A 20,290-nucleotide genomic window follows, 5' to 3' on the forward strand; every position below is an offset into this window, starting at 1 on the left:
CTGTCCGGGAGGGGGATGTCATGGCGTCCGTCACCTTCGACCGGGCCACCCGGTGCTTCCCGTCGATGGGCCGGCCGGCCGTGGACTCGCTCGACCTGGAGATCGGGGACGGTGAGTTCATGGTCCTGCTCGGCCCTTCCGGTTGTGGAAAGTCGACCTGCCTGCGCATGCTCGCCGGACTTGAGGACGTCGACTCGGGTTCGATCCTCATCGGCGTCCGGGACGTGACCCATCTTCCGCCCAGGGAGCGCGACGTCGCGATGGTGTTCCAGGACTACGCCCTGTACCCGCATTTGTCGGCTGCCGACAACATCGGCTTCGCCCTGAGGATCGCCCGCATGGCCAGGGTGCGCGCCCGGCAGCGCGTCGAGCACGCCGCTTCCGTCCTCGATCTGGAGCAGTTCCTGGGCCGTCGTCCCAGGTCGCTGGCGGGCGGCGAGCAGCAGCGTGTCGCGACGGGCCGGGTGCTCGTGCGGGACCCGCGGGTCTATCTGATGGACGAACCGTTGTCCAATCTCGACGCCCGGCTGCGGGCGCAGACCCGTAGACAGATCGTGCGACTGCAGCACCATCTCGGCATCACGACGGTGTACGTCACCCACGACCAGGCCGACGCGATGGCCGTGGGTGATCGCCTCGCCGTGCTCAAGGACGGTGTGCTGCAGCAGGTGGGCACGCCGAAGGAGGTCTACACGCACCCGGCCAACACGTTCGTGGCCGGTTTCATCGGCTCGCCCGCGATGAACCTCTTCCGGCTTCCGCTGTCCTCGGCCGGGGCCCGGTTCGGCGCCCTCGACGTGCCGCTGCCCCGCGGCACCTTGCGCGCGGCCGCGGCCGGAGGCCCCGACGAGATCGTGCTCGGCGTCCGGCCCGAGCAGTTCGAGTTCCTGTCGCCGGAGGACCGGGAGACGCCGGGACTGGACCTCGTGGTGGAGAGAGTCGAGGACACCGGCGCTGTCGTCCACCTCCGTACGACGGCGTGGTCCGGCGAGGGGCTGGCCCGCCTCGTCGTCCGGCTCCCGGGACGCCCCACCTACGACGCCGGGGCCACCCTGCGGGTGACGGTCCGCACGGACGGCGTGCACTGCTTCTCGGCCCTGACCGGGCAGCGGCTTCCTGAGGACACGGGTACTTCGCCGGCGACGTGAGGCCCACGGAGCGCTGCGAACTGGCCACGCAGGTCCGGCCCCATACGCGAGGCCTGTCCGGCGAAGGGACTCGGCCGCCTCGCCATCCGGCTCCCGGGCCGCCCCGCCCACGGCGCCGGGGCCACCCTGCGGGTGACGGTCCGCACGGACGGCGTGCACTGCTTCTCGGCCCTGACCGGGCAGCGGCTTCCCGAGGACACGGGTACTTCGCCGGCGAGGCGAGGTCACGGAGCGCGGTGAACCGGCCACGCAGTTCAAGTCCCGTTGGCCGAATCGCAAGGCGGCCATGATCTGCTGACGGGACGGCAACGGCTTGTCCGGCGGAAGGACTGGCGCATGGAGCTGCGCAGTGTCGAGGAGCTGATGGATCTGCTGTACGCCTGCCGGGGCTCGTGGGGCGCCCCGGGCCTGCGAAGTCGCCGGGTCGATCTGCACCAGCACGCGCTGCAGACCGCCGCACTGCTGCGGCGCCGCCGCCCCGCCGACAAGGAGCTCCAGGTCGCGGGCCTGGTCCACGCGATCGGCCCGCTGCTGCGGCCGGGCGACGAGAGCGCCCACTCCGAGTGCGCGGCCGACGCGGTGCGGGGCCTGCTCGGGGAGCGGGTCGCCCGGCTGGTGCGCGAGCAGCATCGCGGCGGGCTGCCCGCCGACGACGATCTGCAGCGCCTGCGCCAGGCGGACGAGGAGGGCCACAGCGCCGGCTTCGACGCGGGGGTGCTGGAGGACTGGCGCACGGTGCTGGAGCTGGTCGCCGCACGCAACTCCCGTCTCGGGGCTGTCGACTGACGGCCCGTCATGAGACGGTACGGCGATGACGTCGTCGTACGCACTCAAGGGGCACGGAGCCGGCGGGTACGGGCTCGAGGGGAGAGCTGCCGTCGTCACCGGGGGGACCCGCGGGATCGGTCGGGCCGTCGCCGGGCAGCTGGCCGCGGCGGGGGCTCTGGTCTGTGTGACCGCGCGCGACGCGGACCAGGTGCGCTCCACGGCCGAGGAGCTGGGCGGCATCGGGGTGAGCGGCAGCGTCGCGGATCCGGATCATCTGCGGGAGGTCACGGAGCGGGCCCTGCGCGCGTTCGGCCGAATCGACGTCGTGGTCAACAACGCGGCGACGAACCAGCCGTACGGACCGCTCATGGACGTGGATCCCGATGCCTGGCGGAAGGCGTTCGCCGTGAACGTCGAGGCGCCGCTCAGGCTGGTGCAGTGCGCGTGGCGGGCCTGGATGCACGAGCACGGCGGCTCGGTCGTCAACGTCTGCACGGAGGGCGCGGGCCATGTCGGGCCGAACGTCGGCGCGTACGGCACCAGCAAGGCGGCCCTGCTGCATCTGACGCAGCAGCTCGCCGGGGAGCTGGCGCCGAAGGTGCGGGTCAACTCGGTCTCCCCCGGCCTCGTGCGCACCGAGATGGCGCGGTTCGTGTGGGAGCCGGGCGAGAAGGAGGCGGCCGCCGGGCTGCCGCTGGGGCGCATCGGTGAGCCTGAGGACGTCGCGCGGGCCGTGCTGTGGCTGGCCTCGGACGCCGCGCAGTGGATCACCGGCGCGGATCTGCTGGTGGACGGCGGCACACGTGTCAGGACGGCGCACTCCGCGCAGGGGTACGCCGTCCACGACCGTCTTCGCTCATACGCACCACCTCGCTCGTGACGGTGGCTACGGCTGTGGCTCCCTCACGGGAACAGTGCGATCCCCAGGAGGATCAGCAGGATGATGCCGGCGACGAGCGCGACCGTGGCCCACGTGCCGCGGTGCTTCACCGAACTCGTGCCCCCGCCGCCGCGCGGCCGGTCCTCCGGCAGTACGGCGTGGTCGGGGCGGTCGCTGCCGTAGAACTGTTCGTCGGTCGGATAGCGGTTGCGCGGGTCGTTCTGCGCTCGCGGATCAATGCTGTGTGGACTGCTCATGGTCACTCCCTGGCACGGTAGATCACCAGGGTCCGGGTTCCCTACGGGCGCCGGGCCACACGTCGGGGCCTGTGGTTCACCACTTGCCGGGCGCGTAGTCCTTCAGGAAGACGCCGTACAGGTCCTCGCCCTGCTCGCCGCGCACAATCGGATCGTAGACCCGTGCGGCCCCGTCGACCAGGTCGAGCGGGGCGTGGAAGCCCTCCTCGGCCAGGCGCAGCTTGTCGTAGTGGGGACGCTCGTCGGTGATCCAACCGGTGTCGACCGAGGTCATCAGGATGCCGTCGGTCTGGAACATCTCCTGGCCGCTGGTCCGGGTGACCATGTTCATGGCGGCCTTGGCGGCGTTGGTGTTGGGGTGGCCGGCGCCCTTGTAGCCGCGGCCGAAGACGCCCTCCATCGCGGAGACGTTCACGACGTACGCGCGTCCACTGGTCGCCTTCCTCGCGGCGTCCGCCATGACCGGGCGCAGCTTGCTGATCAGGATGAACGGCGCCGTGTAGTTGCACAGCTGGGTCTCGAGGAGCTCGACCGGGGAGATCTGCTCGATGGTCTGCACCCAGGTGTTGGTGTCGACGACGTCGGGGACCAGGCCGCCGGCGTCGATGGCGGTGCCGTCGAGGTGCCGGGCGACGCTGGCGTTGCCCGCGACCAGGGCGAGGTCGGCGACCTGCTGGGCGTCCAGGCCGCTGGTGCCGAGCGGCAGTGCGGCGAGACCGTCGACCGCGCCGGAGTTGAAGGCGCCGATGACGTGGTGGGCGGGCAGCTCACCGGCGGGCAGCGGGGCGCTCTCGCCGTCGACGAGGGCGGCGTAGGCGGAGGGCAGGCGCCGTACGGTCTGCGTCGCGTTGTTGACGAGGATGTCGAGCGGGCCCGCGTCGGCGACCTGGTCGGCGAGGGCCACGGCCTGGGCCGGGTCGCGCAGGTCGATGCCGACGACCTCCAGGCGGTGCATCCAGTCCGCGGAGTCGTCCATGGCCTTGAAGCGGCGGATGGCGTCCTTGGGGAAGCGCGTGGTGATGGTGGTGTGCGCGCCGTCGCGCAGCAGCCTGAGCGCGATGTACATGCCGATCTTGGCTCGGCCCCCGGTGAGCAGGGCGCGCTTGCCGGTGAGGTCGGCGCGGGCGTCGCGCTTGCCGCGGTTGAGGCGGGCGCAGTCGGGACAGAGCTGGTGGTAGAAGTAGTCGACTTCCACGTACCGGGTCTTGCAGGTGTAGCAGGAGCGAGGGCGCTGGAGTATCCCCGCGATCTTGCCCTGCTCCGTCGCCGACGACGGCAGGATGCCCTCGGTCTCGTCGTCGATGCGCTGGGCGGAGCCGGTTGCCGTGGCCTCCGTGACCGCCTTGTCGTGGGCGGTCTTGGCCGCCCGGCGCTCCTGGCGGCGGCGCTGCTTGACCGTGCGGTAGATGCCCGCGGTGGCCCGGCGCACGGCGATCGCGTCCGGGTGGTCGACCTCGAGCTTGTCGAGTTCCTCCAGGACGCTGAGGCAGACGGCGAGCCGCTCCGGGTCGATGCCGGGGCCGTACACGACCTCGTCACCGGGCTCGTACACGACCTCGTCCGTGATCGCCGAGCCTTCGTCTGTCACCGTCATCGCGCTGCCGTTTCCCTGATCACCCGCGCGGCGCTCCGACCGCGTCCGCTTTCGAACGGGGAATTGTACGGAGCGCCGGGCCAGTCCTCCAAAATCCGGGAGGCTATGAACCGCAGGCGGTGATGAGCGTGTCGACCTCCTCGGTGAGGGCGGCGGCCAGCCGGTCCAGGTCCGGTACGGCCTGGGCGTCGGCGACGAGGCCGTAGTGGACGTGTCCGCGGTAGGTGGAGACGGCCACCGCCAGGGACTGGCCGCGGGCCAGCGGGGCGAACGGGAAAACCTGCGTGACCGGGTTGCCGCCGAGCTTCAGGCCAAGGCTGGGCAGCGGCACGCTGGTGACCAGGATGTCGAACCAGAGCCGGGCGGCCTGGCTGACCAGCGGTCCGCCGAGCCGGTGGCCGAGCGCCGGCACATGGTCGGCGAGCAGGGCGACGGCGCCCGCGCCCCGGTTGGGGCCGGCGTCCTTGTTGCGGTCCATGGCGGAGCGGACCGTGTCGAGGCGGCCGAGCGGGTCGGGGTCGTCGACGGGAAGCCGTATCACGTAGCCGGAGAGCCGGTTGCCCTGTGGGCTGGCGGTGCGCGGGCGGCGCTTGGAGACGGGGATCAGGGCGCGTGGCCTGACCCCGTCGCTGCCGTCGCCGCGCTCGTCGAGCCAGCGGCGCAGGGCGCCCGCGACCAGCGCGATCAGGACGTCGTTGACGGTGCCGCCCTGGGCCTTGCGGATGCGGTGCACATCGTCCAGGTCGAGGACCACGCCCGCGGTGCGGCGGGTGCCGGTGGCCTCGGCGGTGAACGCGGGCGAGGAGCGCACCCCCAGGCTGGACACGGCCAGCGAGGCTCCGATGTCGAGGGCGCGCCCCACGTCGGACAGGGTGCCCCGGACCAGCCCGGGCAGCTTGCGCACGTCGGGCAGCAGGCCGGGCCTGGGCTCCGCGGGGCGGGGCTTCCGCTCCGGCATGTCCATCGGGTCCAGGATGGCGGCAGCCAGGGTCAGCGCGCGCAGACCGTCGGCCAGGGCGTGGTGGAACTTGAACAGCACCGCGAAGGACACCCCGTCCTCCCCCGGCAGCACATGCGCCTCCCACGGCGGCCGGCCGCGCTCCAGTGAGCGCTCCATGAGCCGGCCGGCCTCGGCGTGGAAGTCCGCGGTCGGCGCGTGCAGCCGCACATGGTGGAGCGGATCGAAGCCGGGGTCGGGCTCACGGGTGGCGCTGCCGAAGGACAGCAGCCGCAGCGGAGACGGCTGCCATATGTCCCGGATGCGCATCCGCAGCCCGGGTACGGCCGCGGCCCGCGCGGCGAGCAGGTCGGCGGCGTGGGCGCCCGCGGTGGGCGAGTGCGCCGAGAAGATCCCCAGCGCGCCCAGGTGCATGGGGTGTTCCGCGGACTCGATGTTCCAGAACGCCAGGTCGAGAGGAGCGAGCAGGTCAGAAGTCAATGGCTTGCCTCGCGTCGACGAAGGGTGAACCAGCAGTCAACCCCCCACAAGCGATTACGGTCAAGTACGATCAAGCTACGCACAGTTAACAGCAGATTAAGTCCCGCCTCTCCGTGAGAGGCGGGACTCAAGAGACACTGAGGTCACCTCAGCGCAGGTGGTGCCGCCTTCGCCGATGTTCCCCACTCAGACGGGCGCGAGCCGACCGTGAAGTCGAGCGCGCGCAGGGAGCGCAGGGAACCGGTCGTCAGGTATGTGCGGTCGTAGGCCCTCCCGTCCGTGCGGGCCGACTGGATGTACCGCTCGGCGGCGGAGGTGCCGGGCGCGGTGATCGTCAGGGCGCGGCGCGGGAAGTAGCGGCGGTCGAGCGTCAGGTCGACCCGGTCGAAGACCGGCGTGGACAGTCCCCAGGTGTCGTAGCCGGGCTGCACCGGGAAGATCCCGATCGACGACAGCACGTTCCAGGCGGACATCGTGCCCAGGTCGTCGTTGCCGGTCATGCCGGTGGGACCGTCCGTGAACAGGGTCAGCGCCGCGTGCACGACGTCGGTCGTCTTCCACGGCTCACCGGTCGAGAGGTAGGTGTACGGGGCGATGAGGTCGGGCTCGTTCTGCGGGTTGTACTTGTCGGCGTTGTAGTAGTCGTACGGGCCGTTGACCCACACCTCGCGGGCGGTCTTCGCCGGGTCGGCCAGCAGCCGGTCGTAGGCGAAGAACGAGTCGAGCCGGTCGTTCGCGGCCTGCTCGCCGCCGATCAGGGAGACCATGCCCGGCAGGTCCTGCGGGACCAGCCACTGGTACTGCCAGGACGTGCCCTCGTGGAAGCCCTCGCTCCGCGCCGGGTCGGCCGGCCCGGTGAAGGCGCCGGAGGCGTCGCGGGCGCGGAAGAAGCCGGTCGAGGGGTCGAAGAGGTTGCGGTAGCTCTGCGCCCGCGCGGCATACCGGTCGGCGTCCGCCGTGTGCCCGAGACCCCGGGCCATCTGCGCGAGCATCGCATCCGACAGGGCGTACTCCAGGGTCGCCGAGGCGCCGTGGTCGTAGTCCGAGTCGCCCGGCTTCACATGCGGGCGGCCCTTGATGTACGGGGCGAAGCCCTCCGCGATGTACTCCTTGTTCGCCTCACGGCCCACCGCCGGCGAGTCCGCGGGCGGCACCCCGTCGGCGTTCTGCTTCAGCGCCCGGTAGGCCCGCTCCGCGTATCCTTCGGCCCCCTTGAGCAGGCCCTGCTGGTAGGCGTTGGTGAGGAACGGGGTGACCGGGTCGCCGGTCATGATGTTCGTCTCGACGGTGCCGTAGCCCCACTTGGGCAGCCAGCCGCTCTCCTCGGAGATCCTGATCACCGAGATCGCCATGTCGCGGGCCTCGCGGGGCGCGAGCAGGGACAGCAGCTGGGACTGGGTGCGGTAGGTGTCCCACAGGGACCAGTTCTGGTAGTAGGTGAAGCCGTCGGTGCGGTGGATCCTCTGGTCCCAGCCGGTGTAGCGGCCGTCGGCGTCGCTGCCGATGTTCGGGGCCAGGAACGAGCGGTACAGCGCCGAGTAGAAGGTCCGGCGCAGGCTGTCCGCGCCGCCCTTCACCCGTACGTCGTCGAGGCGGTCCTCCCACGCCTGCTGCGCCGCGTGGCGTACGGCGTCGAAGGAACGCCCGCCCTCCGCGCGGAGGTTGGCTGCGGCGCCGTGCGCGTCGACGTAGGACAGGGCGGTGGTCGCCTCGACCGTGCGGTCCTTGGTGGCGTCGAAGCGGACGTACGCCCCGCCGGGCCCGCTCTTCGAGCCCGCGGTCACGGTCGAGCCGTCCCAGGTGCCGTACGCGCTGAAGGGGCGGTCGAAACGGGTGATCGTGTAGACGGTGTACGGCTTGGTGTCCTGGCAGAAGCCGCGGCCGGTGATGGCGGTGCGCACGGTGCGGCTGTCCAGGATCTCGACCTTGGTGGAGACCGTGGTGTGCAGCGACTGGGCCGCGTTCAGCAGGACGTTGGCCTTGTCGGTGGCCGGGAAGGTGTAGCGCTGTACGCCGGTGCGCGCCGTGGCGGAGAGTTCGGCCCCGATGCCGGTCTTCAGGCCGACCCGGTAGTAGCCGGGGCTCGCGGCCTCGTCGTCATGGCTGAACTCGGCGGCGTACTTGGCGTAGTCCGTCTGCGTGACGTCACCCGTGGTCGGCAGCACCGGCAGATCCCCGCCGAGCCCGCAGCCGACGCCCGACAGATGGACCAGGGAGAAGCCGCGGATGTGGTTCTGGGAGTAGTCGTAGCCGGTGTTGTGGCCGGTGTCCGGGGAGAGCTGCACCATGCCGAAGGGGACGGCGGCGCCGGGATAGGTGTTGCCCTCGTTCTCGGTTCCGATGAACGGGTTGACGAGATCGGTGAGTTGACCGTGGTTCGGCTGGGTGGCCTGTGCGGTGGCGGGTGCGGTGAACAGCGCGGAGGCTGCCAGCGCACCTGCCGTGCACAGGCGCAGGCGCCGTGTCCATCTCATGTCGGAGGTCCTCCGGGGTTCAGGGGGTCGGGCAGCCTGCGGGAGTCGCCTGGGAAGCGTCGCGGATCATGGCCTGCTGGGCCGTGCGCACACGCTGGACGTCCCGCTTGAGCACCTTGCGGTCGTGCGTCAGCAGGCCGTTGAGCTCGCCCTCGACGTCGGAGATCTGGGTGTAGACCGCACCGTTGCTCCCCTTGCAGGCCAGGGCGTGCACCTCGGCGAGTTCGGCCAGATAGTCGTCGGTGTAGGACGCCGGGTCGACGTCGACGTACGACTGCTGCACGGACCAGGCGTGTCCCGGCACCGCGAGGCCGAGGCCGCCGTACTCGCCGCTGACCAGGGCGCGTCGGCCGTCGGGGTGCGATGGCAGGGCGGGGCTGGGGTAGCCGTGCTCGTCCATGATGTCGCCGGTCCCGCCGTCGGCCCCGAGGTTGAGCCCGGACATGGAGTTGACCAGCCGGGTCGGATCCCAGGCCTTCGTCTGGTCGGCGATGCGGGCCTCGTCGTACTGGCCCCAGCCCTCGTTGAAGGTGACCCACATGACGACCGACGGGCTGCTGATGTGCTCGTCGATCATCTGCTTCAGCTCCCGCTCGTACTCGGCGCGGGCGGCCGGGCTCGGGTCCGCCCCGGCGGTCATCGCGGGCATGTCCTGCCACACCATCAGGCCCAGCCGGTCAGCCCAGCAGAACCAGCGGTCGGGCTCGACCCTGATGTGCTTGCGCACGGCGTTGAAGCCGAGCTGCTTGTGGACCCTCAGGTCGTGGGCGAGGGCCTCGTCGGTGGGTGCGGTGTACAGGCCGTCGGGCCAGAAGCCCTGGTCGAGGGCGGCCATCATGAAGACCGGTTTGCCGTTGAGGAGGGTGCGCGGGACGCCGTTCACCTTCTCGACGGCGATCGAGCGCATCCCGAAGTAGCTGCCGACGCGGTCGGCGCCGACGGTGACCTTCAGGTCGTAGAGGAACGGGTCGTCGGGCGACCACAGGTGCGGATCGCGGAGGGCCAGGGTGAGGGCGGCGCCGGTTCGGCCGCGGGCCGTGGCGACCTCGCGCTTTCCGTCGTACGCGGTCGCCGTGATCGGGACGCCGTCGCGAACTCCCTTTGCCTCGACGGTGAGTTGGCTCTTGGCTACGTCGGGGGTCAGCTTGAGGGAGTCGACGTGATCGGTCGCCACCGGCTCCATCCACACCGTCTGCCAGATGCCCGAGGTGGGCGTGTACCAGATGCCGCCGGGATCCAGGCGCTGCTTGCCGAGTGGCGGGTTCTCGCCGGTGGCGGCGTCGGTGGGGTCGTAGACGCCGACGATCAGTTCCTGGGTGCGGCCAGGCTTGAGGCCATCGGTGATGTCGGCGCTGAACTTGTCGTATCCGCCCTGGTGTTGGGCCACCTCGGTGCCGTTGACGTACACCTCGGCCCGCCAGTCGACGGCGCCGAAGTTGAGCCGCAGCCGCTTTGCGGAGCCGATGCGCCAGTCGGCGGGGACGGTGAAGGTGCGGCGGTACCACATGCGGTCCTCGTGCCGCTCGAGTCCGGAGAGCTGGGACTCCACGGGGTACGGGACGAGGATGCGCTCGGCGAGGGTCCTGCCGACGGGCGGCTTCTCCCCGGCCGTGGCGGCGGCGAACTGCCAGCGGCCGTTGAGGTTGCGCCAGGCGGGGCGGGTCAGCTGCGGGCGCGGATATTCCGGGAGGGCGTTGTCCGGGCCCACCTGGTCGGCCCACCGCGTGCGAAGTTCGTACGTGGAGCGGTTCGGGCCGCTGCTCCAGAACTCCTTGACAACGTTGCCGTCAGCGGCGGTGAGGCCGCCGTTTCCGTCGTAGCGGACGTCGGCGGTGCCGCGTGCGGTGGCGGTCTTGTTGCCGACGACGGGTTCCTTCAGGGCGACGAGCAGCGCCCTCGGGTCGGCGGGGTCCAGCCGGGCGGACGCCAGGGGCCACTGGGCGCCGCCGATCACCGCTTCGAGGTGGCCGGTCAGGCCGGCCGGGGGTGCGGCGAGGCGCTGGGGGAAGTCGAGCTTGAGGGTGCGGCCTGTGCCGGTGACCGTTGCGGCGGTGGCGCCGTCGTAGGCCCATCCGTCGGGGAGGCGGAGGGCCGACTGCGGGACGGGCTCCTTGCTGCCGCCGGGCCGGGTCCAGCGCAGATGGAGGTTGGAGCCGCCGTAGTGCTCGAAGTACTCGTCCTTGATGTCGTAGGCCTTGCCCGCGGTCAACTCGACGGGCGCACCGGTCTGTTCGCGGTCCCAGTCGTCCACCCAGTGGTCGATGACGAGCTTCCCGTCGATCCACAGCCGGAAGCCGTTGTCGCCGATGATCGAGAAGGTGTGGGGGCCGGTCTTCTCCGGCACGATCTTTCCGGTCCAGCGGACGCTGACGTCGTCCGACTGGCCGGTGGTGAAGGCGAGGCGAGGCTCGAGGTTGTCGAAGTCGAGGTTCGGGTCGAATACGGTGGCCTTGAGGCGGTCGAAGTCGAAGGCGCCGGGGGCGGACTGGGTGTAGTACTCGCCCTTCAGGCCGTGGATCTCCATGGAATCCTCGGCCGCGGCGGTCGCGGTGGGGGCGGCGGCGAGTCCGGCGGCGCCGAGGGCCGCTGCGAGCACTAAGGCGAGTCTGTCTCTGAGGCGTCGGAAGTGCACGGAACCTCCCATAACAACGTTGTCATGGACAGCAGTTGGCATGACAACACGGATTCCGGACTCCGTCCAGGGACATGACAAGCCCCACCGGATGCCGTTCGTCCGACGGGCGCGGAGGATTGACACAAGAGCCCACCTCGGCGGAGAGAAGGCGACGAAGATGTCGAAGGTATCCAGGGAGACGGCCAGCCAGGGCGGTGACTTCGGAATCGTTCTCGACCGGTCCGAGGAGTTGGACGACTACACGGTGGACTTCGTCACGTTCCGCGAGAACGTCGATCACACTCCCCTGCTCAAGGGGCTGCCCGACGACCGGTGCCAGTGCCCGCACTGGGGCTATGTCTTCAAGGGGCAGCTGACCTTCCACTACGCGGACCACGACGAGGTCTACGAGGCGGGCGACGCCTACTACACACCGCCCGGCCACGTCCCCGTGCGCACCGCGCCCGGCACCGAAGCCCTGCAGTTCAGCCCGACCCGTGAGGTGCGACCCACCAGCGAGGCCATCATGAAGAACTTCCGGGCGATGCAGGAGGCCTCCGGCTGACCGTCCCGCCGGCTACGAGACGATCTGCCCCTTCCCGAGCGCGATCACCCCGCCCTTGGACACGGTGTACAGCTCCGCGTCCCGCTCCGGGTTGACGCCGATCGTCGCGCCCGGCGGTACTTCGACGTTCTTGTCCAGCACCGCCCCGCGCACGACCGCGCCCCGCCCTATGTGGACGTTGTCGTGCAGCACCGAGCCCTGGACGACGGCGCCCGGGTCGACCCTGACGCCGGGCGACAGGATGGAGCGGGTGACCTGGCCGCGGATGAGGCAGCCGGCGCTGATGATGGACTCGCTGGCCATGCCGCCCGCGTTGAAACGGGCCGGGGAGAGCTGGTTGGAGTGGGTGTAGATCGGCCACTGCCGGTTGTAGAGGTTGAAGGCTGGCCGCTCGGCGATCAGGTCCATGTGGGCGTCGTAGTACGCGTCGAGCGTGCCGACGTCGCGCCAGTAGCCGCGGTCGCGGTTGGTCTCGCCGGGCACGTGGTTGGCGCTGAAGTCGTACAGCTGGGCCTCGCCGCGCTCGGTGAGCGCGGGCAGGATCGAGCCGCCCATGTCGTGCACGGAGTTCTCGTCGTCGGCGTCCCGCTGCAGCGCCTCGATCAGCGCCTTGGTGGTGAAGATGTAATTGCCCATGGAGGCGAAGATCGTCTCCGGGTCGTCCGCGAGACCGGGCGGGTCGACGGGCTTCTCCAGGAAGCGCTCGACCGTCAGGCCGTCCGAGCCCGGAGTGATCACACCGAACTGCGAGGACTCGGCACGCGGCACACGGATGCCCGCGACCGTGACGCCCGCGCCGCTCTCGATGTGCTGGGCGAGCATCTGCCGCGGGTCCATGCGGTAGACGTGGTCGGCGCCGAACACCACGACGTACTCGGGTCCTTCGTCGTGCACCAGGTTCAGCGACTGCAGCAGCGCGTCGGCGCTGCCCAGGTACCAGCGCGGGCCGAGCCGCTGCTGGGCCGGGACCGGGGTGACGTAGTTGCCGAGCAGGCTGGACATCCGCCAGGTGGTGGTGATGTGCCGGTCAAGCGAGTGCGACTTGTACTGCGTCAGCACACAGATGCGCAGGATGTCGCCGTTGACGAGGTTGGACAGCACGAAGTCGACGAGGCGGTACGTACCGCCGAAGGTGACCGCTGGTTTCGCGCGGTCCGCAGTCAGGGGCATGAGGCGTTTGCCTTCTCCGCCCGCCAGTACGATCCCGAGCACCGAAGGTCCGCCACGACGCATGGCCGCTCCCCTCACCGTGGTTGATCCATGCCTGCCCCTGAGCAGCGCCCAGTAAGCCTGTTCGAGGAACCCGGCCGTTCTATTCCTGTTTGAGGATCTCCTCGTAAAGACGGACCGTACGGCGGGCGACGGCGTCCCAGCCGAACTCCCCCACCGCGCGCTCCCGGCCGGCCTCGCCCATCCGCCCGGCGGTTTCCGGGTCTGCGATCACCTGATCCAGCGCCCGCGCGAGGCCCGCCTCGAAGTCGTCGTCCACGTCGACGAGCAGGCCGGTCTTGCCGTCGTCCACGACCTCGGGGATGCCGCCGACCCGGGAGGCCACGACGGGTGTCCCGCAGGCCATCGCCTCCAGGTTGACGATCCCGAGGGGTTCGTACACCGAAGGGCACACGAACGCGGCGGCATGCGTGAGGAGTTGGATCACCTCGGGGCGCGGCAGCATCTGCGGGATCCAGTGCACGTGCTCGCGGACCCGGCTGAGCTCCTGGTAGAGGTCGCGGAACTCCCGGTCGATCTCCGGCGTGTCGGGCGCCCCGGCGCACAGCACGACCTGCACGCCCGGGTCGATGTCCCGCACCGCGCGCAGCAGATGGGGCACACCCTTCTGGCGGGTGATGCGGCCGACGAACAGGATGTACGGGCGGCCGGTGTCCAGGCCGATGCGGTCGAGCACGTCGGTGCCGTGGTCGGGCCGGTACAGCGCGGTGTCGATGCCGTTGTGCACGACCTGCACCTTTGCCGCGTCCAGGGCCGGATAGCAGGTGAGGATGTCCTCGCGCATGGCGCCGGAGACGGCGATCACGGCGTCGGCGCTCTCGATCGCGGTGCGCTCGGCCCAGCTGGAGAGGGCGTATCCGCCGCCGAGTTGCTCGGCCTTCCAGGGGCGCAGCGGCTCAAGGGAGTGCGCGGTCATGACATGCGGTATGCCGTACAGGAGCTTGCCGAAGTGGCCGGCGAGGTTGGCGTACCAGGTGTGGGAGTGCACCAGTTCGCGGCCTTCGAGGCCGGCGGCCATCGCGAGGTCCACGGAGAAGGTGCGCAGCGCGTCGTTGGCGATGTCCAGGGCGGCCCAGGGGCGGTGGCGTACGACGCCCACTCCGCGGCCCTCGCCCCAGCTGTGCACCTCGAGGTCGACCAGGGAATTCAACTCCCGGGCGAGGAACTCGACATGGACGCCGGCGCCGCCGTACACATCCGGCGGGTACTCCCGGGTCAGCAGTCCGACTCGCACCCGCAACCCCCAGCTCTCGGCGACCGGTTCCCTCATGGTCACCCAGATGCGCCGTGCGCGGAAGAGCGCGGCGGTCGTGTGAAGCAACAGTCACCGCATACGCCCCCGCCGGGCACACGGTAGTAGAGGCAGCAGCTGCGGCGCCGGAAGGAGGTGCCGGTGAGGGTGCCGGTGTCCGACAGGAGAGGGTGGACGAGGAGTTCCGCGGCGAGGGTACGGGTGCGGGCGGCGGCCTCGGTACGGCCGTGCCGTGCCGCCCACTGCTCCAGTTGCCGGGCGGCGCCCGCCAGCGCGGAGGCCGCGTTGCCCCACAGCAGGCCGGGGGCGATCCGGTGGCGCGCCCGCAGGGCCGTCGCCAGCGGGGCGAGGTGGCCGTGCAGGACGACGTCCGCGAGGGTCACGGAGTCCGCGGACAGGGGGCGGACCTGGGTGAGCCACAGGTCGTCGGGGGCGGAGGCGTCGGGGTCCCAGTGCAGCAGCCCCGGATCCAGGTCGGGCACGCGGCCGTACAGCGCGGCGCAGCCGAGCGTCACCGACCACAGCCGGGCCGCCAGCCCCTGCTGGGCCACCGAGGCAGCGATCCGCAATTCGGGGGCGCGGAGAACATGTGCAACCTTTTCAAGCCGGAAAGTAATAGCATTTCCGTACATATCGAAAGACCGGTTCTCGTACGCGTCGGCGAGCGTCGGCAGTGGCGTGCCTGGCGCTCTGCCCGTCCGCAGTGCGAAGAAGTCGCCCAGCGGTCCGAGGGCGGCAAGATCCTGATCGAGGTCCACGAAGAGCAGTAGTACCAAGCTCCCTAGGGGTTCCCACTGGGGGGTGTCCACCCCGTGTCGCCCACCCTGGGGAGGACGGCGCCCGATTCGTACTCCATCGGCAGTAGGACCCATTGCCTGCTCTGGGACGACGACGGGAACAGATCGACAAGGCATCGTGTTCGCTATGAAGGCCGACCGTTCGCCGCGCAGGGCTCCGCGCCCCCGCCACACGCAGAGGAGCAACTCATGAGTGCCCTCGCGTTGTCCGTCCTCCTCTCGCTCGTCTCCGCCGTCGCCTACGCCGGCGGGGCGATCGTGCAGGAGTACGTGGCGGTGTCCTCGCCCGTTCAGGAGTACGCGCCGCTGCGCCGGCCGACCTGGTGGGCGGCGGTGGCGCTCAACGGCCTCGGCGGACTGCTGCACGTGGTGGCACTGGCCTACGGCCCGCTGAGCCTGGTACAGCCGCTGGGCGCACTGACCATAGTGTTCGCGCTGCCCATGGCGGCACTCTTCGTGGGCCGCAGGGCCGGGGCGACCGCCTGGCGGGGCGCGATCATGGCGACCGTGGGCCTCGCCGGTCTGCTGGCCCTGGTCGGCTCCTCCGCGGCGCAGTCCCTGGACACGGCCCAGCGGGTCGCCGTCGCCGTGGTCTCCGGCAGCGTTGTCGTGGCTCTGATGATCGCGGGCCGGGCCGCCCACCGGCACCCGGCGGTGCGCAGCATGCTGCTCGCGACCGCGTCCGGCATCGCCTTCGGCATGTCCTCGGTGTTCACGAAGACCGTCGCGGTCGACTGGACCGCCGGCGTCTCCGCGGCCGACATCCCCGTCCTGGCCGTGATCGGCGTCTTCGCCACGGCCGGCATGCTGCTCTCCCAGGCCTCCTACCGCGGCGCCGGACTCGCCGCCCCGCTGGCCACGCTGACCGTCGTGAACCCGGTGGTGGCGGCCGCGGTCGGCATCACGATGTTCGGCGAAACCTTCCGCTACGGCAGCACGGGCACCGCGCTCGCCCTGAGCTGCGGCGTGGTCGCGGCCGGCGGCCTGATCCTGCTGACGACGGAGCGCCTCGCCCGCACCCCCGCCGAGACCGCACCGCAGCCCGCCACCGAGCCGATCCCCGTCACGGAGTCCGTCGAGGACCTGCTCGCCGCGATCCCCGAGCAGCCGGTGGTCGCAATCCGCGAGGAGATCCTCGTGCCCGCCCAGGTCGGCCCCACCGTCCTCGCGGTGGCCTACGACGACGAACGGCCCCCGGACCCCGCCCGCTACCGCTTCTACGGCCCCTTCTACGGCGGCTCGTACGTCCCGTCGCCGGACGCCGACCGGCACCGGGAACGCGTCAAATCCTGACGCCACCGGCCCTGAGATACGCGAGAGGGTCGATGTCGGTACCGAATTCGGGCCCCGTCCGCACCTCGAAGTGCAGATGCGGGCCCGTTGCGTTGCCCGTCGAACCGGAGCGCCCTATCCGCTGCCCGCAGCCCACGCCCTGCCCAGCCTTCACGGAGATCGCCGAGAGATGACCGTACTGGCTGTAGCGGCCGTCGGCGTGCCGGATCACCACCTGGTAGCCGTAGGAGCCGCCCCAGCCGGCGGAGACGACCCGGCCCGCGGCGACCGCCTTCACCGTCGTGCCGGTGGGCACGGGGAAGTCGACACCGGTGTGGTAGCCCTTCGACCAGGAGGCCCCGGCCTCGTGGTACGGGGTGCCGATCGGGCCGCTCACCGGAGCGATGAGGGAATGGCTGGTAGTGGCCTTCTCCTCGGTGGCAGAAGAGGCCTTCTCCACCGAGGACTTGGAGCCGGCGTGGTGCGTGGCCTGGGCCTTCGCCCGCAGGTTCAGCCGCTGCCCGGGAAGGATCAGGTCGGGATCGGCACCGATGGTCTTCCGGTTCGCGGCGTACAGCCGCTGCCAGCCGCCCCGGACGTGCTCGGTCTCGGCGATCCGGGAGAGGGAGTCACCGCGGACCACCGTGTACATCTCGGCCGTACCGGCCCGGGACTGGGGCGTGGAGTGCGGCTTCACGTCCTCGACGGAGGTCTTCACGGGGGTCTGCTTGGCGGCGGAGGCCGGGTGGACGTCCGGGCTGCCACCGCCCCGCGTCAGCCCCGCCTGCTGTGAACACACCGGCCAGGCGTGCGGCCCCTGCCCCTCCAGGACCTTCTCCGCCACGGCGATCTGCTGGTCCTTGGTGGCCAGGTCGGCGCGGAGCGCGTACTTCCCGCCGCCGTAGGACTCCCAGGTGGACTGGGTGAACTGCAGCCCGCCGTAGAAGCCGTTGCCGGTGTTGATGCTCCAGTTGTTCGTCGACTCGCAGGCGGCGACCTTGTTCCAGGTGGACACGTCGGCCGCGTGGGCGGTGCCGGTGCCGATCAGCGGGATCGCCATGCCGGCGCCGCCGACCGTGACGGTGAGTGAGGCGCGGTTGATCCTGTTCGGCTGATACCGGCGGTGCCGGCCGCGTACGGCCATGGAGTTCCCCCTCGACATATGCCAGAAGGGCCAAAAGTAAGCGCCCCGAACAGGCCATGACAAGACGGCAATCGGCCGCCCTGCCCCTCAAACAACCAGCGATGCACACCAGTTGCAGAACCGGTGAGGCGGCTGGGGCCCGTCGTGCGTATCTGCTTGCGAAAAGTCGGCCACCCCGGACATGCGCTCGGCGTACCGGCACGTCAGGATGGTCGTCGGGGCGATACTGACGTGCACGACCGGCACCACCGATACCGGATCCTTTAGGAGCCAACCGAATGAGCAACTCAGCCCAGATCGGCGTCACGGGACTCGCGGTCATGGGCCGCAATCTCGCCCGTAACTTCGCGCGCAACGGCTACACGGTCGCCCTGCACAACCGCACAGTGGCGCGTACGAACGCCCTGGTCGAGGAGTTCGGGCACGAGGGCGACTTCATCGCGGCGGAGACCGCCAAGGAGTTCGTGGCGGCGCTGGAGCGGCCGCGGCGCCTGGTCATCATGGTCAAGGCGGGCGACCCGACCGACGCGGTGATCCAGGAGTTCGCCCCGCTCCTTGAGCCCGGCGACATGATCATCGACGGTGGCAACGCGCACTTCGCGGACACCCGGCGCCGGGAGCGCGAACTGCGCGAGCAGGGCATCCACTTCGTCGGCATGGGCGTCTCCGGCGGCGAGGAGGGCGCGCTCAACGGGCCGAGCATCATGCCGGGCGGCCCGAAGGAGTCGTACGACTCGCTCGGCCCGATGCTGGAGAAGATCTCCGCGAAGGCGAAGGACGGCGCACCCTGTGTGACGCACGTCGGTCCCGACGGCGCCGGGCACTTCGTGAAGATGGTCCACAACGGCATCGAGTACGCCGACATGCAGCTGATCGGCGAGGCGTACCAGCTGCTGCGCGATGTGGCCGGATACTCCCCCGCCCAGATCGCGGACATCTTCCGCACCTGGAACACCGGCCGCCTGGACTCGTACCTGATCGAGATCACCGCCGAGGTGCTGTCCCATGTGGACGCGGCGACCGGCAAGCCGTTCGTGGACGTGGTGGTGGACCAGGCCGAGCAGAAGGGCACCGGCCGCTGGACCGTCCAGATCGCCCTCGACCTGGGCGTTCCGGTGTCGGGCATCGCGGAGGCGGTCTTCGCCCGCTCCCTGTCGGGTCACGCGGCGCTGCGCGAGGCCTCGCGCGGGCTGGCCGGTCCGAAGGCCTCCCCGCTGTCCGAGTCGGAGGCGGGGGCGTTCGCGGACCGCGTGGAGCAGGCCCTCTACGCCTCGAAGATCGTGTCGTACACGCAGGGCTTCCACGAGATCGCGGCCGCCCGCGAGGAGTACGACTGGGACATCGACCTGGGCGCGGTCTCCGCGATCTGGCGCGGCGGCTGCATCATCCGCGCGGCCTTCCTGGACCGCATCCGCTCCGCGTACGACACCCGGGCCGACCTGCCGAGCCTGCTGTCCGACGAGACGTTCGCACAGGAGATCGCGGACGCCCAGGACGACTGGCGCGAGGTCATCGTCGCGGCCACCCGCCAGGGCGTCCCGACCCCCGGCTTCGCCGCGGCCCTCGCCTACTACGACGCCCTGCGCGCGGAGCGGCTGCCGGCCGCGCTGACGCAGGGCCAGCGTGACTTCTTCGGCGCGCACACGTACCGGCGCACGGACCAGGACGGCTCGTTCCACACGCTGTGGGGCGGGGACCGGTCGGAGGTCGACGCATAGCGGTCAGCTGTACGAGGCGGCGGGCGGCCCGAGCGGCCGCCCGCCGTCTTTTTCTGCCCTAGCCGCTTCAGCCGTACGTCCGTCGAGCGGTTCAGGTCAGCGGTGGCCCCGGCTCCGGGTTCGGCACCGGCTCCGGTCCCGGGGGGATCGGCGACGGGTCCGGTGGCGCGGGTGGTGTGGGCTCCGGGCCCGGAGGCGCGGGCGGGCTGGGCTCCGGGCCGGGCGGTGCCGGTGGGGTGGGCTCCGGGCCGGGCGGCGGCTGGGGGTTGGGGACCGGCGACGGGTACGGGTCCGGCGGCTGCGGGCCCGGACCGGGCGTGGGACGCGGTGGTACGGGGTCGGGGTGCGGATCGGTCATGGTGTCCTCCGGCCAGTCGGTCGAGGTCGGCTCTGGACTACTGCCCCGCGTACCCGACGGCCGCCTTCGCACTCACCCTCCCGCAGGACGGCACGCCGCCCAGGCGGGCCTACCCGACGCGCACCGCCCGGGCGCCCGCAGCAAGGCCGGGACGCGGGCTGGACAGCACCGGGACCGCCGTGGTCGTCAGCTGCTGGGCCGGGGCCATGGAACCCTGGGCGAGGACGATCGCGTCGGCGCCGGTGATCGCGTCGGCCGCGGCCGCCACGAGACGGGCGCAGCCCTCGGCGTCACCCGCCGCGAAGCGGTCCCAGGCACCCTCGACGAGCCGCGTCCGCACCTCCACGGGACGTCCGGCGCGACGGGCCTCCTCCTCGATCAGGGTTACCGTCGGCCCCAAGGTGCTCTCCACGCTGGCGAGCACGACGATCCGCGGACCGGCGGCCACCGCGGCGGCCGCCATCGGACGGTCGCTGCGCAGCACCGGCACGCCGGGGGTGGCCGCCTCCGCGATGCCGCCGATGGTCGAGCAGGTGCACAGGACGGCCCGCGCACCCTCGGCGACCGCCTCGTCCAGCGCGGCCCGCACCTCGTCCGCCACCGCCTCGGGCCCCTCGCGGCGGGCCCGGGCCAGCAGCTCCTCGTCGACGAAGTGCCGCAGTTCCAGGCCTTCGTGATCCTCGTCGCGCAGGGCCTCGAAGACGGGGATGTGCGCGGGCGAGGTGTGCAGAAGGGCGAGCATGCGGGCGGCAGGCCTTTGCGGGAAGGGATACGGGCGGGT

Annotated in this window: 16 protein-coding genes; 6 read left to right on the plus strand and 10 right to left on the minus strand. The window is 71.1% G+C overall.

The annotated features are described in order from the left end of the window. The first annotated feature begins 20 nt into the window (after positions 1-20). The 3 genes from ACWCRD_RS16840 to ACWCRD_RS16850 all read left to right on the plus strand — a co-directional run bounded on the left by ACWCRD_RS16840 (position 21) and on the right by ACWCRD_RS16850 (position 2,796). Positions 21-1,148: an ABC transporter ATP-binding protein gene (locus ACWCRD_RS16840; protein ID WP_450966558.1), complete on the plus strand. Its 1,128-nt coding sequence runs from the start codon at positions 21-23 to the stop codon at positions 1,146-1,148. A 336-nt stretch (positions 1,149-1,484) separates the two neighbouring features. After that, on the plus strand, positions 1,485-1,934 hold the full coding sequence (locus ACWCRD_RS16845) for a hypothetical protein (protein ID WP_450966559.1): 450 nt from the start codon (positions 1,485-1,487) through the stop codon (positions 1,932-1,934). Positions 1,935-1,959: 25 nt separating this feature from the next. Further along, positions 1,960-2,796 (plus strand): SDR family oxidoreductase, encoded by an 837-nt coding sequence (locus ACWCRD_RS16850; protein WP_450966560.1) that lies wholly within the window; start codon positions 1,960-1,962, stop codon positions 2,794-2,796. A 23-nt stretch (positions 2,797-2,819) separates the two neighbouring features. On the opposite strand, the gene ACWCRD_RS16855 is transcribed toward ACWCRD_RS16850, so the two are convergent. The 5 genes from ACWCRD_RS16855 to ACWCRD_RS16875 all read right to left on the minus strand — a co-directional run bounded on the left by ACWCRD_RS16855 (position 2,820) and on the right by ACWCRD_RS16875 (position 11,191). Next, positions 2,820-3,053 carry a hypothetical protein gene (locus ACWCRD_RS16855; protein ID WP_450966561.1) on the minus strand — a complete coding sequence of 78 codons (234 nt, stop codon included), beginning with the start codon at positions 3,051-3,053 and terminating at the stop codon, positions 2,820-2,822. 76 nt (positions 3,054-3,129) lie between these two features. Further along, a complete protein-coding gene (locus tag ACWCRD_RS16860) occupies positions 3,130-4,647 on the minus strand; it encodes an SDR family NAD(P)-dependent oxidoreductase (RefSeq protein ID WP_450966562.1) in 1,518 nt (505 codons plus the stop codon). Positions 4,648-4,750: 103 nt separating this feature from the next. Further along, positions 4,751-6,085, minus strand: a complete 1,335-nt coding sequence (locus ACWCRD_RS16865; RefSeq protein ID WP_450966563.1) for a wax ester/triacylglycerol synthase family O-acyltransferase — start codon at positions 6,083-6,085, stop codon at positions 4,751-4,753. Between the two features lie 143 nt (positions 6,086-6,228). Then, positions 6,229-8,559: a GH92 family glycosyl hydrolase gene (locus ACWCRD_RS16870; RefSeq protein ID WP_450966564.1), complete on the minus strand. Its 2,331-nt coding sequence runs from the start codon at positions 8,557-8,559 to the stop codon at positions 6,229-6,231. Between the two features lie 19 nt (positions 8,560-8,578). Then, a complete protein-coding gene (locus tag ACWCRD_RS16875) occupies positions 8,579-11,191 on the minus strand; it encodes a PA14 domain-containing protein (protein ID WP_450966565.1) in 2,613 nt (870 codons plus the stop codon). Positions 11,192-11,351: 160 nt separating this feature from the next. Here ACWCRD_RS16875 and ACWCRD_RS16880 point away from each other — a divergent pair, with 160 nt between their 5' ends. Beyond that, on the plus strand, positions 11,352-11,738 hold the full coding sequence (locus ACWCRD_RS16880; protein WP_450966566.1) for a hypothetical protein: 387 nt from the start codon (positions 11,352-11,354) through the stop codon (positions 11,736-11,738). A gap of 12 nt (positions 11,739-11,750) precedes the next feature. Here ACWCRD_RS16880 and glgC read toward each other — a convergent pair whose 3' ends face one another. From glgC to ACWCRD_RS16895, 3 genes are all read right to left on the minus strand, one after another. Further along, positions 11,751-12,971 carry a glucose-1-phosphate adenylyltransferase gene (gene glgC, locus ACWCRD_RS16885; protein ID WP_450966567.1) on the minus strand — a complete coding sequence of 407 codons (1,221 nt, stop codon included), beginning with the start codon at positions 12,969-12,971 and terminating at the stop codon, positions 11,751-11,753. 79 nt (positions 12,972-13,050) lie between these two features. Then, on the minus strand, positions 13,051-14,202 hold the full coding sequence (gene glgA, locus ACWCRD_RS16890) for a glycogen synthase (RefSeq protein ID WP_450966644.1): 1,152 nt from the start codon (positions 14,200-14,202) through the stop codon (positions 13,051-13,053). A 38-nt stretch (positions 14,203-14,240) separates the two neighbouring features. After that, positions 14,241-14,996, minus strand: coding sequence for a (2Fe-2S)-binding protein (locus ACWCRD_RS16895; RefSeq protein ID WP_450966568.1), 756 nt, complete (start codon positions 14,994-14,996; stop codon positions 14,241-14,243). Positions 14,997-15,206: 210 nt separating this feature from the next. On the opposite strand from ACWCRD_RS16895, the gene ACWCRD_RS16900 reads away from it, so the two are divergent. Beyond that, a complete protein-coding gene (locus ACWCRD_RS16900) occupies positions 15,207-16,310 on the plus strand; it encodes a DMT family transporter (RefSeq protein ID WP_450966569.1) in 1,104 nt (367 codons plus the stop codon). Here the strand turns inward: ACWCRD_RS16900 and ACWCRD_RS16905 are convergent. Continuing rightward, positions 16,300-17,433, minus strand: a complete 1,134-nt coding sequence (locus ACWCRD_RS16905; RefSeq protein ID WP_450966570.1) for a transglycosylase family protein — start codon at positions 17,431-17,433, stop codon at positions 16,300-16,302. The two genes, ACWCRD_RS16900 and ACWCRD_RS16905, sit on opposite strands and share 11 nt — an antisense overlap. Positions 17,434-17,711: 278 nt before the next feature. On the opposite strand from ACWCRD_RS16905, the gene gndA reads away from it, so the two are divergent. Continuing rightward, positions 17,712-19,151: an NADP-dependent phosphogluconate dehydrogenase gene (gene gndA, locus ACWCRD_RS16910; RefSeq protein WP_450966571.1), complete on the plus strand. Its 1,440-nt coding sequence runs from the start codon at positions 17,712-17,714 to the stop codon at positions 19,149-19,151. A gap of 467 nt (positions 19,152-19,618) precedes the next feature. Here gndA and ACWCRD_RS16915 read toward each other — a convergent pair whose 3' ends face one another. Next, complete coding sequence (locus ACWCRD_RS16915; protein WP_450966572.1) at positions 19,619-20,251, minus strand: aspartate/glutamate racemase family protein; 633 nt, start codon at positions 20,249-20,251, stop codon at positions 19,619-19,621. Positions 20,252-20,290: the final 39 nt, after the last annotated feature.

The sequence above is a fragment of the Streptomyces sp. NPDC002092 genome (assembly GCF_053593775.1).

Excerpts from the sequence above, each read along its gene's own strand:
- ACWCRD_RS16840 (WP_450966558.1), top strand. The coding sequence starts at position 21 with ATGGCGTCCGTCACCTTCGACCGGGCCACCCGGTGCTTCCCGTCGATG.
- ACWCRD_RS16845 (WP_450966559.1), top strand. The coding sequence starts at position 1,485 with ATGGAGCTGCGCAGTGTCGAGGAGCTGATGGATCTGCTGTACGCCTGC.
- ACWCRD_RS16850 (WP_450966560.1), top strand. The coding sequence starts at position 1,960 with ATGACGTCGTCGTACGCACTCAAGGGGCACGGAGCCGGCGGGTACGGG.
- ACWCRD_RS16855 (WP_450966561.1), bottom strand. The coding sequence starts at position 3,053 with ATGAGCAGTCCACACAGCATTGATCCGCGAGCGCAGAACGACCCGCGC.
- ACWCRD_RS16860 (WP_450966562.1), bottom strand. The coding sequence starts at position 4,647 with ATGACGGTGACAGACGAAGGCTCGGCGATCACGGACGAGGTCGTGTAC.
- ACWCRD_RS16870 (WP_450966564.1), bottom strand. The coding sequence starts at position 8,559 with ATGAGATGGACACGGCGCCTGCGCCTGTGCACGGCAGGTGCGCTGGCA.
- ACWCRD_RS16880 (WP_450966566.1), top strand. The coding sequence starts at position 11,352 with ATGTCGAAGGTATCCAGGGAGACGGCCAGCCAGGGCGGTGACTTCGGA.
- glgC (WP_450966567.1), bottom strand. The coding sequence starts at position 12,971 with ATGCGTCGTGGCGGACCTTCGGTGCTCGGGATCGTACTGGCGGGCGGA.
- ACWCRD_RS16900 (WP_450966569.1), top strand. The coding sequence starts at position 15,207 with ATGAGTGCCCTCGCGTTGTCCGTCCTCCTCTCGCTCGTCTCCGCCGTC.
- ACWCRD_RS16905 (WP_450966570.1), bottom strand. The coding sequence starts at position 17,433 with ATGGCCGTACGCGGCCGGCACCGCCGGTATCAGCCGAACAGGATCAAC.
- gndA (WP_450966571.1), top strand. The coding sequence starts at position 17,712 with ATGAGCAACTCAGCCCAGATCGGCGTCACGGGACTCGCGGTCATGGGC.
- ACWCRD_RS16915 (WP_450966572.1), bottom strand. The coding sequence starts at position 20,251 with ATGCTCGCCCTTCTGCACACCTCGCCCGCGCACATCCCCGTCTTCGAG.